Annotated in this window: 11 protein-coding genes, 3 tRNA genes and 1 pseudogene; 7 read left to right on the forward strand and 8 right to left on the reverse strand. The window is 71.0% G+C overall.

Annotated elements, in window-relative coordinates:
* On the reverse strand, positions 1 to 1,603 hold a 1,603-nt coding region (locus tag ABYE80_RS09990), incomplete at its 3' end, for a hypothetical protein (protein WP_372790133.1).
* Positions 1,604 to 1,765: 162 nt separating this feature from the next.
* On the opposite strand from ABYE80_RS09990, the gene ABYE80_RS09995 reads away from it, so the two are divergent.
* From ABYE80_RS09995 to ABYE80_RS10005, 3 genes are read left to right on the forward strand one after another with little or no spacing between them, the layout of a single operon-like run.
* The gene (locus tag ABYE80_RS09995; protein WP_372790134.1) at positions 1,766 to 2,131 is read left to right on the forward strand and encodes a SaoD/DsrE family protein; all 366 of its coding nucleotides are present in this window, start codon (positions 1,766 to 1,768) and stop codon (positions 2,129 to 2,131) included.
* Positions 2,128 to 2,730: a hypothetical protein gene (locus ABYE80_RS10000; RefSeq protein WP_372790135.1), complete on the forward strand. Its 603-nt coding sequence runs from the start codon at positions 2,128 to 2,130 to the stop codon at positions 2,728 to 2,730. The genes ABYE80_RS09995 and ABYE80_RS10000 overlap by 4 nt, the downstream gene beginning before the upstream one ends.
* Positions 2,727 to 4,403: a hypothetical protein gene (locus ABYE80_RS10005; RefSeq protein ID WP_372790136.1), complete on the forward strand. Its 1,677-nt coding sequence runs from the start codon at positions 2,727 to 2,729 to the stop codon at positions 4,401 to 4,403. The genes ABYE80_RS10000 and ABYE80_RS10005 overlap by 4 nt, the downstream gene beginning before the upstream one ends.
* Positions 4,404 to 4,441: 38 nt before the next feature.
* On the opposite strand, the gene ABYE80_RS10010 is transcribed toward ABYE80_RS10005, so the two are convergent.
* Together ABYE80_RS10010 and ABYE80_RS10015 are read right to left on the reverse strand one after the other, a co-directional pair.
* Positions 4,442 to 4,513, reverse strand: a tRNA-Trp gene (locus ABYE80_RS10010).
* Between the two features lie 21 nt (positions 4,514 to 4,534).
* Positions 4,535 to 5,035 carry an Lrp/AsnC family transcriptional regulator gene (locus ABYE80_RS10015; RefSeq protein WP_372790137.1) on the reverse strand — a complete coding sequence of 167 codons (501 nt, stop codon included), beginning with the start codon at positions 5,033 to 5,035 and terminating at the stop codon, positions 4,535 to 4,537.
* Positions 5,036 to 5,172: 137 nt separating this feature from the next.
* Between ABYE80_RS10015 and ABYE80_RS10020 the strand changes: the two genes are divergently transcribed.
* Positions 5,173 to 6,072 (forward strand): phenylalanine 4-monooxygenase, encoded by a 900-nt coding sequence (locus ABYE80_RS10020; protein WP_372790138.1) that lies wholly within the window; start codon positions 5,173 to 5,175, stop codon positions 6,070 to 6,072.
* A 123-nt stretch (positions 6,073 to 6,195) separates the two neighbouring features.
* On the opposite strand, the gene ABYE80_RS10025 is transcribed toward ABYE80_RS10020, so the two are convergent.
* The 5 genes from ABYE80_RS10025 to ABYE80_RS10045 form a co-directional block, all read right to left on the reverse strand.
* On the reverse strand, positions 6,196 to 8,622 hold the full coding sequence (locus tag ABYE80_RS10025) for a heavy metal translocating P-type ATPase (RefSeq protein WP_372790139.1): 2,427 nt from the start codon (positions 8,620 to 8,622) through the stop codon (positions 6,196 to 6,198).
* Between the two features lie 81 nt (positions 8,623 to 8,703).
* Positions 8,704 to 9,639: a F510_1955 family glycosylhydrolase gene (locus ABYE80_RS10030; protein WP_372790140.1), complete on the reverse strand. Its 936-nt coding sequence runs from the start codon at positions 9,637 to 9,639 to the stop codon at positions 8,704 to 8,706.
* Positions 9,640 to 9,648: 9 nt separating this feature from the next.
* Entirely contained in the window at positions 9,649 to 10,287 is a 639-nt protein-coding gene (locus ABYE80_RS10035; protein WP_372790141.1) for a DUF305 domain-containing protein, read from the reverse strand.
* Between the two features lie 91 nt (positions 10,288 to 10,378).
* Positions 10,379 to 10,711: a hypothetical protein gene (locus ABYE80_RS10040; protein ID WP_372790142.1), complete on the reverse strand. Its 333-nt coding sequence runs from the start codon at positions 10,709 to 10,711 to the stop codon at positions 10,379 to 10,381.
* Between the two features lie 204 nt (positions 10,712 to 10,915).
* Positions 10,916 to 10,997, reverse strand: a tRNA-Leu gene (locus tag ABYE80_RS10045).
* A gap of 70 nt (positions 10,998 to 11,067) precedes the next feature.
* Between ABYE80_RS10045 and ABYE80_RS10050 the strand changes: the two genes are divergently transcribed.
* From ABYE80_RS10050 to ABYE80_RS10060, 3 genes and pseudogenes are all read left to right on the forward strand, one after another.
* Positions 11,068 to 11,553, forward strand: coding sequence for a hypothetical protein (locus tag ABYE80_RS10050; RefSeq protein ID WP_372790143.1), 486 nt, complete (start codon positions 11,068 to 11,070; stop codon positions 11,551 to 11,553).
* A gap of 36 nt (positions 11,554 to 11,589) precedes the next feature.
* Positions 11,590 to 11,672: transfer RNA gene (locus ABYE80_RS10055), tRNA-Leu, on the forward strand.
* A 90-nt stretch (positions 11,673 to 11,762) separates the two neighbouring features.
* Positions 11,763 to 11,972 (forward strand): annotated as a pseudogene (locus ABYE80_RS10060) (PPOX class F420-dependent oxidoreductase); the annotation flags it as partial.

The following is an 11,972-nucleotide window of genomic DNA, read 5'->3' on the forward strand; positions in this document are numbered from 1 at the left end:
AGTCGGTCACGGTGGTGAAGTCGGGGTCGTTGGAGACCACCACGTAGTAGCCGCGCGCACCGGGAACGGGCGCCCAGGTGAACAGCGGCAGGCGACCGTGCGCGGACCCTCGGGCGGGGGACCGGTAGGACGCCTCGGGGACGACGAACGGCGCGGTCGGCGTCCCCGGGTCGGGCTCGACGAAGCGGAACGCCGCGTCGGACCCGCCGCTGCGCACGTAGGTCCAGGTGCTGACGAAGCCGTTGTCCGAGCCACCGGGCCGGTCGGAGCGGGCCAGGACCCGGGCGCAGTAGGTCTCGCCCGGCGCAACGCCCTCCCCGAGCTTGGGCGCCCCCCAGGCCTTGGGCCCGGGGCTGCTGTTGATCGAGCCGGAGTTCATCGGCGCCCACGACGTGCCCGCCGTGAGGTCGCGGACGAAGCCCTCCCGCGGTTTCCTGCCCCAGTCGCACCCGAGGCTGATGAGCGGCGTCACCTGCACCTCGTAGCTCGATGCCCCCGGCACCGGATCCCACGTGACGATCGGTGAGGCCAGGTCGGGCACCCCGCCGCTGACGTCGACCTCGCCGGCCGCGTCCCGGACGCGCAGGTTGTTGATCGACGGCGCGACGTTGTCGAAGGTCTTCTCGAAGGCCGGGCCGACGTTCCACTGCCCGCTGACGCCGGCGTCGTCGACGGCGCGGACCCGCCAGTAGTAGCGGTTGTTCTCGAACGTGCGGGTCGGCGACAGCGACGTGCCGGTCACCGGGTCCCCGCAGCAGACCTTCGAGCCGCTGGCCCAGTCCTGCGCCGCGTTGACCTCGACCTCGTAGGTCGCGGCCCCCGGGACCGGGTCCCACGAGAACTGCGGGTCGTAGACCTCCACCGCCGGGTTCAGGTCGGTGACCCGGGTCGCGGTCGCCGACGGCCAGGACCACGTGAACGAGCCCACGCGCGACACGCGACCGGTGTTGCCGTTGATGTCGAACGGCCGGATCGCCCAGTAGTAGCGACCCGGGGGCAGGGTGTCGGGCAGCGCGAACGCGGTCCCGCGCGTGCGGACGGGCTTGGCCGTCCCCCCGAGCACGGGGGACGCGAGGTCCGGGTCCGTGGCGATCGTGACCGCGTAGTCGAACGCGTAGGGCACCGAGCTCCAGCGCAGGACCAGCGGGTTCGTCGGCCAGGTGACGCCGAAGTCCTCGCTGGGCGCGAGCAGGACGGGCGGCGTCGACCAGTCCTTCGTGAACCTCCGCGCCTTCGACCAGCGGCCCGCGCGCGCCCGCGCGTCGATCGTCCGCACGCGCCAGAAGTAGCGGCCGTCGGGAATGGCCTTGTTCAGCGCCGTGGCGGTCGCGACCGTCGTCCCGGCCCCGCCGCCGTCCCCGGTGCCGAGCACGGTCGATCCGAACCGGGAGCTCGCCGAGATCTGGTACTGGTAGCGCGCCGCGCCGCGGACGCTCTTCCACGCGAACACGTCGGCCTGCTCGACCGTGGCCCCCGAGGCGGGCTCCTGCAGCACCGGCGGCGCGAGCGTCCTGGGAGCCGGACGGCTCGCGGCCTGGGCCGCGCAGTCCGTCAGGGCCGCCAGCATCACGGCGAGCAGCAGGACGCGGGAGAAGCAGAGCACGAGTCCGGCAGCGTATGGACGGCTGCGCGTCCCGCCCCTACCCCACGGTCGAGGATCGTCCTAGACCTTCGGCGACCTTTCGGGGACATCCACGACTTCTCGTGCCGCTGCTGGGGCAGCGGACGAACCCCGCCGTGAACGATGCCCGTAGCGTCGTTCCACATGCGCGTCGCCTACCTGTTCTCGACGACCGGGCACACCGCCAGCTCGAAGGTCGGACGGATGATCCTCCCCCAGCTCGAGTCGGGCAAGCACGGGGTGGAGGTCGCCGGAATGATGTTCTTCGACGACAACACGTACCTGCTGCGTGCCGGTGACCCGCACGGCGAACGCCTGAGCCGCGTCGCGAAGGAGCAGGGGATCCTGCTCATGCTGTGCGATCAGTGCGCGCTGGAGCGCGGACTGGCGGAGGGGGAGCCGGGATCGTGCCGCCCGGTGGGTACCGTCGAGGGCGTGACCGTCGGATGCTTCCCCGACCTCTACGGCGCGCTCGCCGCGAGCCCGCCGGATCAGGTCATCACGCTGTGAGCACGCCGACCGCACCGTCCGGGCTTCGCACGCCCGCCGTGCCGGTCTTCCAGGTGCTGCTCGGTGCGCTCGGCACGCTCATGGCCCTCGCGAGCCGGGTCAGCCCGCGCTTCCGCCGCCAGGTGACGCGTGACGTGACGATCGAGGTCAGCAGCGACGACGGCGCCCGCCTGGCGTACGTCTTCGAGGCGCGCACGCGCACGATGTCGCTCGCCCGCAGCGCGAGCGGGACGCCGGACTGCGCGTTGCGGTTCGAGACCGCCGCCCTCGGGCTGCGCTCCCTGCTGTCGCGCCGCGCCATCGGCCGGGTGGTCGAGGGGATGAACGCGGGGACGACCCGCATCGACGGCAGGACCGTCCTGGCGGTGTGGTTCCACGGGCTCACTCGCGTGGTCTTCCCGATCGGTCGCTCGCGGCTTCCCCGCCGTCCGATCCCGATCCCCGATCGCTCACGCGAGCACCACGCGGACTGGGCGCAGCGCATCATCCGGGAGCCCGCGCTGGACGAACTGCCTGCCGAGCAGGCCGACGCGTGGCGCGCCCGCGCGAAGCTCCTCATGGTCCGTGCCCCCGGCGGCGAACCGCTCCCTCCCGGATGACCGCAACCGCCACATCCGACGTCACGGAGCTCAACGACCGCGCCCGCGGGTGGCTGCGCTTCATCTGGGACAAGGCCACGACGAAGGACGACTGGAGCCGCGCGGGCGAGCCGCTGCCCTGGTGGGACCGCGACTCCACCGCCCCCATGTGCTCGTTCCCCCGGTTCGACATCGGCGAGATGAGCTACACGCTGCCGCTGCTGTCCGACGTGACGCCGGCGTGGCGCGAGGTCTACACGGAGATCACCACCGCGCTGTGCGAGCGCCACACGACGTTCTGGGCGGCGATCGACTGGCTGTCGCTCATCGGACCCGACCCGAACGTCGACCGCTATCCGCCGGAGTGGCTGATCTACACGCCCGAGCGCCTGCGCGGGAAGTACGAGCCTCCCGGCTGGACCGGGAACGGCCGCGAGCCCTGGGGGCTGGCGCCCGACCCCATCGCCGCCGACGGCAACAACTTCTTCCGCGGCTGGTTCAACCTGCTGCTCTCCGCCCACGCCTACGTCTCGGGCGACACGCAGTTCCGCACGCCGTTCGAGATCGCCGGCTACGAGGATCGCCGCTTCACCTGGACCCATCAGGAGATCGCGGGGTTCATCAGCGACCAGCTCGCGGCACGCCCCGAGGGCGCGCACTGCGAGAACACGAAGATCTGGCCCGCGTGCGTGAGCGCGGCCGGGCTCGGCCTGAAGCTGCACGACGCCGTGTACGGCAGCCGGCTCAACCGCCCCTACGACGGCTGGGTGGACTTCGCCCAGCGGCACTACATGGCGCTGGACCGGAGCGGCGAGCTCGACTGGTTCGCGTTCTACTACGACCCGCTCGAGCGTGAGGTCTGCACCCCGCCGGACAACCTGTCGGCGTACGGGTCGCTGATCGTCCTGCCGTACGTGATGCCGCAGCGCCCGGAGTGGGGCCGGCAGCTGTACGAGCTGACGATGCGCCGTCTCGGGTGGAGCGACCCGAAGGCCAAGGTGCACGAGTTCGTGCCCGACCCGCGGTTCCTGGCGATCGCCCTGCAGTCCGCCCATGAGCTCGGCGACGACGTCACCGAGGGCCGGCTGCGCGAGGTCGTCGAACGCGACTACGAGCCGCGCTCCTTCGGCGAGGAGAACACGCGCTTCGGGTTCTTCTTCGGCTGGGGCGAGGAGTACCCGCGCGGGCAGCCCAACGCCCTGCTGCTGATGCCCGAGCTGGGTGGTCCGGGGGCGTGGCAGCGCGTGTTCAACGAACCGAACCTGAGCAAGTTCGACGAGCCGACGGTCGAGGGTGTCGGCTATCCGTCGCTGGGCCTGTCGATCGCCCGCAACGACCACGACGCCGGCGAGCTGCACGTCCGCACCTACGCGGCCACCCCGTCCCACGCCGGCCGCCCCACCCGGTGGCGGGTCGTCGGGCTCCCGGACCCCTCCGCCGTCCGCGTGACCTGCGACGGGCAGGAGTTCACGCGCTGGCACGCCACGGGCGAGGACGCCATCGAGATCGAGCTGGAGATCGGGGACCACGACGTCCGCGTCCGCACCGGCTACCGGCCTGGGGCCGTCCAGGCGACCGATCGCGCGCAGCGCGCACCTCGAAGCGGCGGGAAGCGGGTGGCGACCGCGTCGCGGACCGTCGCGCCCGTCACGCCCGCGGCTGTCGCAGCGGTGTCGATCTGCCGCTGCTGCTGACGCAGGGCCCTGGCGTCGCCGTCACCGTCGCGGGCCAGCGGGGGAGCCGGGATTCGAACCCGGATTCACGGTTTTGGAGACCGCGCGCATAGCCGTTAACTCACTCCCCCAGCGGGGGCGGATCATAGCCGTCACCGGTCTTCGGAGCCGCCCGGCGGGCCGAGCCCCGCCGCCGCGGCGACCAGGGGTCCCGTCCTGGCGGCGATCTGGGACGACAGGGAGATGTAGCTGGTCGAGCGCCGTACCGCCGGCGTCACCAGGATGCGGTTGATGACGTCCTGCAGGTGATCGGTGTCGCGGGCCACGATCCGGACCAGCAGGTCCCGGGGCCCGGACACGCCGTGCGCCTCCACGACCTCCGGGAGGTGCTCGAGCACGTCGACGGCCTCGGTGAGCCGTCCCTGGGAGATCTCCAGGAACACGAACGCGAGGATCGGGTACCCGAGCTTCGCCGGGTCGACCTCGGGTCCGAACCCGGTGAGGATCCCGCGCTCGCGCAGGCGTTCGAGCCGGGCCTGGACGGTGCCTCGGGCGACCGCGAGCCGGCGGGCGGCCTCGGCGATGCCGATGCGAGGCTCCTCGCGCAGCAGCGCGAGCAGGCGGCCGTCAAGGGGATCGATAGGACTGGTCACCTTGCTCACTATTGCACGCATCACGGCGGCAGTTCTGGGCAATCCGTACGGCGTTGCCATGCAGATTCGCCACCTGCATCGCAATATGGTGAGCTAGTGGCGCTCGATACGTCCCCCCACGGCCAGGAGACGCCGCGATGTTCGAGGAAGCCCAGCTCTACTCCCCCGTGACCACCGCCGCCGACGGCGCGGTCACCGTCCACCTCGCCGATGACCACCCTGGCGCGAGCGACCCGCAGTACCGCGAGCGCCGCAACGCGATCGCCGCCCTCGCGCTCGCCTGGACGCCGGGCGACGCGCTGCCGCGCGTCGACTACACGGCCGAGGAACAGGAGGTCTGGCGTCGCGTGTGCCGCGAGCTCGCCCCGAAGTGGGAGCGCTACGCCTGCGCCGCCTTCCGCGACGCACAGCAACGGCTGGCCCTTCCGACGGACCGCATCCCCCAGCTCGACGAGGTCACCGCCGCGCTCGCGCCGCTGACGGGCTTCTCCTACGTCCCGGCCGCCGGCGTGGTCCCGCTCCGTGAGTTCTACGCCTCGCTCGGCGACCGCGAGTTCCACTCCACCCAGTACATCCGCCACCACGACGCGCCCCTCTACACGCCCGAGCCCGATCTCGTGCACGAGGTGCTGGGCCACGGCAACTGCCTCGCCGACCCGCAGCTCGCCGAGCTGTGCCGCCAGGCGGGCCTGGCCGCCCAGCGGGTGCAGACCGAGGAGGCCCTGCAGTTCCTCGCCGACGTCTTCTGGTTCACGCTGGAGTTCGGCGTCCTGCACGAGGGCGGGGAACTGCGCGCCTACGGAGCGGGGATCCTCTCCTCCTTCGGGGAGATCGAGGAGTTCCAGCACATGGAGATCCGGCCGCTGGACTTCTGGCAGATGGGCACGCTGCAGTACGACATCACCCACTACCAGCCGATCCTGTTCGCGGCGGAGTCGATGACCCACCTGGTCGACACGGTCGGCGCGTTCTTCGCCGCGTTCGACGACGACACGCCCGCGCGCTTGGAGCGGGCGGCCGCCGTCAGCCGCGCGTGACCGAGGCCCATTCCGCGGCCGTAACCGTGGTGTGGAGGTCGACCGGTGCCTGGTCGGCGGCGTCATGTTGACGTTGCGCACGGGAGGCTCGTCAGTCGACGGTCCGGCCGCGTTCACCGGCCGCTACGCGACCTCTGTCGCCGTCGCTCCGTGCCCGCCCTGACCGGCCGCGCCGCGGGCCGGCGGCAGATCTTCGGCGGCGGTGCGCTGCGGCAGCTTCAGGCGCTTCAGCGCGACGGCATTGACCGCGACGATGATGCTGGACCCCGCCATCGAGATGGCCCCGACCTCGGGCCGGAGGACGAAGCCGAGGGGCTCGAACACACCGGCGGCGACGGGCAGCGCGAGGCTGTTGTAGCCGACCGCCCAGGCGAGGTTCTGGTGCATCTTGCGCTTGGTCCCGCGCGCGATGGTGATGGCAGTCGCGACGTCCAGCGGGTCGGAGCGCATCAGCACGACGTCGGCGGTCTCGACCGCAACGTCGGTACCGGCGCCGATGGCGATGCCGACGTCCGCTTGGGCGAGCGCGGGTGCGTCGTTGACGCCGTCGCCGACCATGGCGACCTTGCGGCCCTCGGCCTGCAGCCGCTTGACGACATCGGCCTTGTCCGCCGGCAAGACCTCGGCGATGACCTCGTCGACACCGAGCTCGGCGGCGACGCGCTCGGCGGTCGCGCGGCTGTCGCCCGAGAGCATGACCGGGCGGATGCCGAGCTCCTTCAGGGTGGCGATGGCCTCGGCGGCGGTCTCGCGTGGGGCGTCGGCGACGGCGATGACCGCCGCGGCACGCCCGTCGATGGCCACCTGGACGCTCGTGCGTCCCTGACCGGCGAGCTCGTCCGAGCGATCTGCCAGGCCGTCCCGCGAGATGCCCGCGCGCTCCAGCAGCCGGGCGTTGCCGACGGCGAGCCGGTGGCCGTCGACCGTGGCGAGCAGGCCGTGTCCGGGCACCGCCTCGAAGCTCTCCGCGCGCGAGACGTCCAGCCGGCGGGTCGCGGCGGCCTTGACGATGGCCGCGGCCAGGGGATGCTCGGAGTCTCCTTCGGCGGCCGCGACGAGCCGGAGGACTTCGTTCTCGTCGACGCCGTCAGCGGTCGCGACGGCGACGACCTCGGGCTCGCCGCGGGTCAGCGTGCCGGTCTTGTCGAGTACGACTGTGTCCAGCGACGCCGCTTGCTCCAGCCCCATCGCGTGCTTGAAGAGGATGCCGCGCTGGGCGCCGAGCCCCGAGCCGACCATGATGGCCGTCGGCGTCGCCAGGCCGAGAGCATCGGGGCAGGTGATGACGACGACGGTGATGGCGAACAGCAACGACTCCTGAACGTCGCGGCCGATGACGAAGTACCAGACGGCAAAGGTCAGAGCGCCGCCGATGAGCGCGACGAACACCAGCCAGAACGCTGCGCGGTCGGCGAGGCGCTGGCCGGGCGCCTTGGAGTTCTGGGCCTCCTGGACGAGCTTGACGATGTGTGCGAGCGCGGTGTCGGAGCCGACCTTGGTGGCGCGAGCGCGCAGCGTGCCGTTCTTGTTGATGGTCGCGCCGATGAGCTCGTCGCCGACGTTCTTCTTCACGGGAAGGCTCTCGCCGGTGACCGTGGACTCGTCAAGCTGGCTCTCGCCCTCCTCGACGGTGGCGTCCACCGGGACCTTCGAACCCGGCCGGATGAGCAGCAGGTCGCCGACGGTGACATCCGCGGTCGGGATCTCGACGGGCGCCCCGTCGCGGACGACGACGGCCTTGGGCGGGGCGAGGTCGAGCAGCGCGCGGATGGCTTCGTTGGCGCCGCCGCGGGCTCGCATCTCGAACCAATGGCCGAGCAGCACGAACGTCGCGAGCATGCCGGCGGCCTCGTAGAAGACCTCCCCCTCGATGAAGAACGTGGCCGCGACCGAGTACAGCCAGCCGACGCCGATGGCCACGGCGACCAGGACCATCATGTCCAGCGTCTTGCTCCGCAGGCCGGCGACCGCCCCGGTGAAGAAGATGGACGAGGCGTAGAGGACGACCGGCAGACTCAGCAGGAACTGCCAGAGGTCATGGTCGAGGCCGAACGGGGTCGCTAGCTCCGTGCCGAGCAGTTCCGTCCCGACCATCGACCACAGGACGATGGGGATGGTGAACAGCAGCGCGACCAGGAAGCGGTTGCGCATGTCGCGCTCCATCGACTCCATCGACATGCCGGCGTGGCCGCCGTGGCCGTGGTCGTGCGCGTGCGCGTCGTCGGCGCGCTGGGTGGCCGCGTGGCCATGCGCCATGGCCGCGTGCTCGATGGCCTGTGGCTCGGCCATGGGGTCGCAGACGTGGCCAGGCACGGACTGACCGGCGCAGTGGTAGCCGCACTCCTCGACCCACGCCTGCAGGTCGGCGACCGAGGTCCCGGCAGGGTCGAACGTGACGGTGGCGGTCTGCGCGACGGGATTGGCCTCGACGGCGATAACACCCGGTCGGGCGCCCAGGGCGCGCTCGACGCGCGCCTTCTCGCTGGCGTAGTTCAGCCCGCCAACGTGCAACACCATGGTCTCGTGCGTCGATGGAGCGGCGGTGCTCATGGCTCCATCTTAGTACCCCTGGGGGGTATGTCAAGCGACTGGCCCGTCGATCCCGACCGCCGGGTCGGCGCTGGCCGCGGCTCATGGCGTCGAGCGCGTGCGCCAGGACGCGCCCCCGTCGCTGGACATGAGCACGACTCCGCCCTGCACCGCCGCATAGAGCTCGCGCGCGCTTGTGGCGATGAAGGCCTGAGGCTGGCTGCCGACCTCGCCGACCTGTCGGAACGTCCGGCCGGCGTCCGCTGAGCGCATGACAGCCCCTTGTCCGTCGACGAGGTACAGCGCCTCCCCGCCCGGCCAGGCCAGGAGGCCCGCGAGGTCATCGCGCAGCCGCCGCCACGTCCGGCCGGTGTCGAGAGAGGAGAAGAGCCCGCGTTCGGTTGCGATGACGAGCCGTCTCGACGGGTCGTGGGCAACGGCGAGGTCGAACACCGGCGCGGGCGGCGTGCGCTGCTGCCAGGTTCGTCCGTTGTCCGCGCTGGTGAGGAACGTGCCCGTGCCGGAGTCGACCCCGTAGATGCGCCGTCCAGCAGCGCGCAGCACGTGCAGGTCTGCTTCGCCGAGCAGCGACACGGTCTCCCAGGACCGCCCGGCGTCGGTCGAGCGCTGAAGGCCCATTCGCGGCGGCAGGTCCTGCCGAGCGTCGGGATGACCGGACGCGAGGAAGTGGTCCGGACCGACGACCGTGAAGCCCATGAGGTCGTGCCGGATGTCGCCGACACGCTGGGCTTTGGTCTCGCCCGCGGGAGCGCGCCACAGGCCGGTGTGGGAGGCGATGTACAGATCGGTGGCGTCGACCCCCAGGCCGTGCACATGCTGCGGTCCCCCGCCGACGACGGCACGACCCTCGCCATGACGCTCCGCGGTCTCGCTGCCCTCACCGCATCCGGCAACGAGCGCGACGAGGGTGACGAGGAGGGCTACGAGCAGCCGGGACCCACGCACCGCCGGCGGCCGGGGCTCGACGGCCCCGGCTCTGACATCAGCGGCGAACTGGTCCGGCACGACGCTCGTCATGGGGAGTCCCTAGCCGCCCATGTCCATCGAGCCGTGGTCGGGCTCGTGGCTGCCCACGTCTCCGGAGCTCGATGCCGTCCCGTACCACGCCTTGCGCCACCTGCGCATCTGCGCGATCTCCTTCGTCTGGGCGCGGATGATGTCGTCGGCCATCTTGCGCAGGCCGGGCTGCTCTCCATTCTCGAGCAGCTCCTTGGCCATCGCGATGGCGCCTCGATGGTGCGGGACCATCGCGTCGATGAACGCCTTGTCGAACGGCTTGGCGTTCTCCAGTGCCGCCATATCCATGTCCATGCCCATCGCATGCTTGTCCATGTCCATGTGCGCGTCGTCGTGATCGCCCATGTCCCGCATGTCGTCGCGGATGGTCTTCATCACCGCGATCTCGCCCTCCTGGGCGCCCACGACGTCCTCGGCGAGCTGCCTGAGTTCCGGATGTTCGGCCCTGCTCTGGGCGAGCTTGGCCATGTCGATGGCGCCCTGGTGATGGGTGGTCATGTCGTTGATGAACGCGGCGTCGGTCTCATTGCCCGATCCGCTCGACTTCGAGCTCGCGTCGTCGTCGCTACCGCAGCCGAGGGCGACGACGGAGAGCGCGAGAACGGCCAGTGCCGCAAGCAGCGCGGACCACATCATCTTCGTCTTCATGAGAGCTTCGTATCCTTCCGATCGTGAGTTCGAGACGCGCGCCGGCGGGCGCGCCCAGGTCAGGGGGGAGCGTCTGACTGGACGCTCCGACTCACAATCGAAAGACCTGCAACAGCGGCGGCCCGGCGCGCGCGGGCACGCCGACCGACGCCCGGGGGAAGCGGGAGCGCGGCGCGCGCTGTGGCGCGAGCAGCCACAGCGCGCGGCGCATGAACACGCCGAGCGCGAGCGCGATGCCGACGACCACGACCGCTGTCTCAGCGACGGCCAGGCACATCACGACCGTCCCGCCGACATCGCCTACGTGGTCGTGGCCCATCGCGCTGTGGGCGACCACCACCGTCCCGGCCAGGCCGATCATGGCCACGACGACCGCGAGGTGGCGCCGCTGCCGGCGCATCAAGCTGTTGAGCTCGATGAACACGCCTACACAGTACGCTGCCGCTCGCGTGCCGCGGCTCTACTCAGGCGACGGAGGTGTCGGACGGACGTGGCACCCGCGCTCGTAGCGCCCGAACACAGCGGCGACCTCCGGCCGCCAGTCGGGAGCCCGGGGGATCATTGGGGGGGCACCGAGGCCTCTTCACAACGCCATCTTCGGCCGAGACATGGTCGATTTGCAGGGAAATGCGGGCGGAGGGACTCGAACCCCCACGGCTTGCGCCACCAGGACCTAAACCTGGCGTGTCTTCCAGTTCCACCACGCCCGCGAGACTCCGCGGAGTGTGACACCGGAAACTGCTGCACGTCGCCGCCACCGCAGGTATGGTCCGGTCTGCCATGGACTCGACTCAGCCAAGCGACGTCGTCATCGAACATCCCAACCGGGAGAAGGCCTCCAGCAAGGCCACGAAGGCGACGGTCATCCTCCTGCTCCTCGCCTCCGCCGCACTGGTGACCATCATCACCATCGGCGGATGGGACGCGCTGCAGGGCGCCAAGCCGGTCCAGATCGTGTACGTGGCCCTGTACCTCCTGATGGCCTACTACGTCGCCATCTGGAACCGCGGGGTCCTGCCCGTCGCCGCGGCACTGGCGATCATCCTGCTCATCTTCGCCGCGGTCGCCGCGCCCGAGTGGTTCGCCCGGGACAAGAGCGGCTACACGGATCCGGCGCTGTCGGCCGAGATCCTCGGGATGCTCACGGTCATCATCATCCCGGTCCAGGCACTGCTGATCGCCTTCGCGATGCGCGGGTTCTCGCAGGCCTGGAACGTCGAGGTCGAGCGGTACCCCAACGGCGCCGGCAGCACCTCCGCGGCCTGAGTCTCTAGGCTTGCGAGCGCGCCCGTTCCGGGCTGCGCCCGGGTGATGGAATGGTAGACATAATGGCCTCAAAAGCCATGGTCCTTCGGGACGTGCGGGTTCGAGTCCCGCCCCGGGTATCGATCGTCTGACCTCACACCCGCCCACGCGCGTACGAGGAACAGTGCACGGGTAGAACCCGGCGCGTACCCCACGACGACAGGAGACCCATGCCCGCGATCGAAGGTCGCTCCAAGGAACTGCTCGAGGCCCCGAACTTCGCGCACATCGGCGCCGTTCGCGAGGACGGCACCGCGCTCGTCGTCCCCGTCTGGGTCGACACCGACGGCGAGAGCGTGCTGCTCAACAGCGCCGAGGGGCGCGCCTGGCCGACGCTGCTGCGCCGCAACGGCCAGATCACCGTGACCGTGTCGAACGCC

Source organism: Paraconexibacter sp. (assembly GCF_041602235.1).
Lineage (GTDB): Bacteria > Actinomycetota > Thermoleophilia > Solirubrobacterales > Solirubrobacteraceae > Paraconexibacter.

Bases quoted from the DNA above. Each gene is read 5' to 3' on its own strand.
- ABYE80_RS09995 (WP_372790134.1), top strand. From the start codon at position 1,766: ATGCGCGTCGCCTACCTGTTCTCGACGACCGGGCACACCGCCAGCTCG.
- ABYE80_RS10005 (WP_372790136.1), top strand. From the start codon at position 2,727: ATGACCGCAACCGCCACATCCGACGTCACGGAGCTCAACGACCGCGCC.
- ABYE80_RS10020 (WP_372790138.1), top strand. From the start codon at position 5,173: ATGTTCGAGGAAGCCCAGCTCTACTCCCCCGTGACCACCGCCGCCGAC.
- ABYE80_RS10025 (WP_372790139.1), bottom strand. From the start codon at position 8,622: ATGAGCACCGCCGCTCCATCGACGCACGAGACCATGGTGTTGCACGTT.
- ABYE80_RS10030 (WP_372790140.1), bottom strand. From the start codon at position 9,639: ATGACGAGCGTCGTGCCGGACCAGTTCGCCGCTGATGTCAGAGCCGGG.
- ABYE80_RS10035 (WP_372790141.1), bottom strand. From the start codon at position 10,287: ATGAAGACGAAGATGATGTGGTCCGCGCTGCTTGCGGCACTGGCCGTT.
- ABYE80_RS10050 (WP_372790143.1), top strand. From the start codon at position 11,068: ATGGACTCGACTCAGCCAAGCGACGTCGTCATCGAACATCCCAACCGG.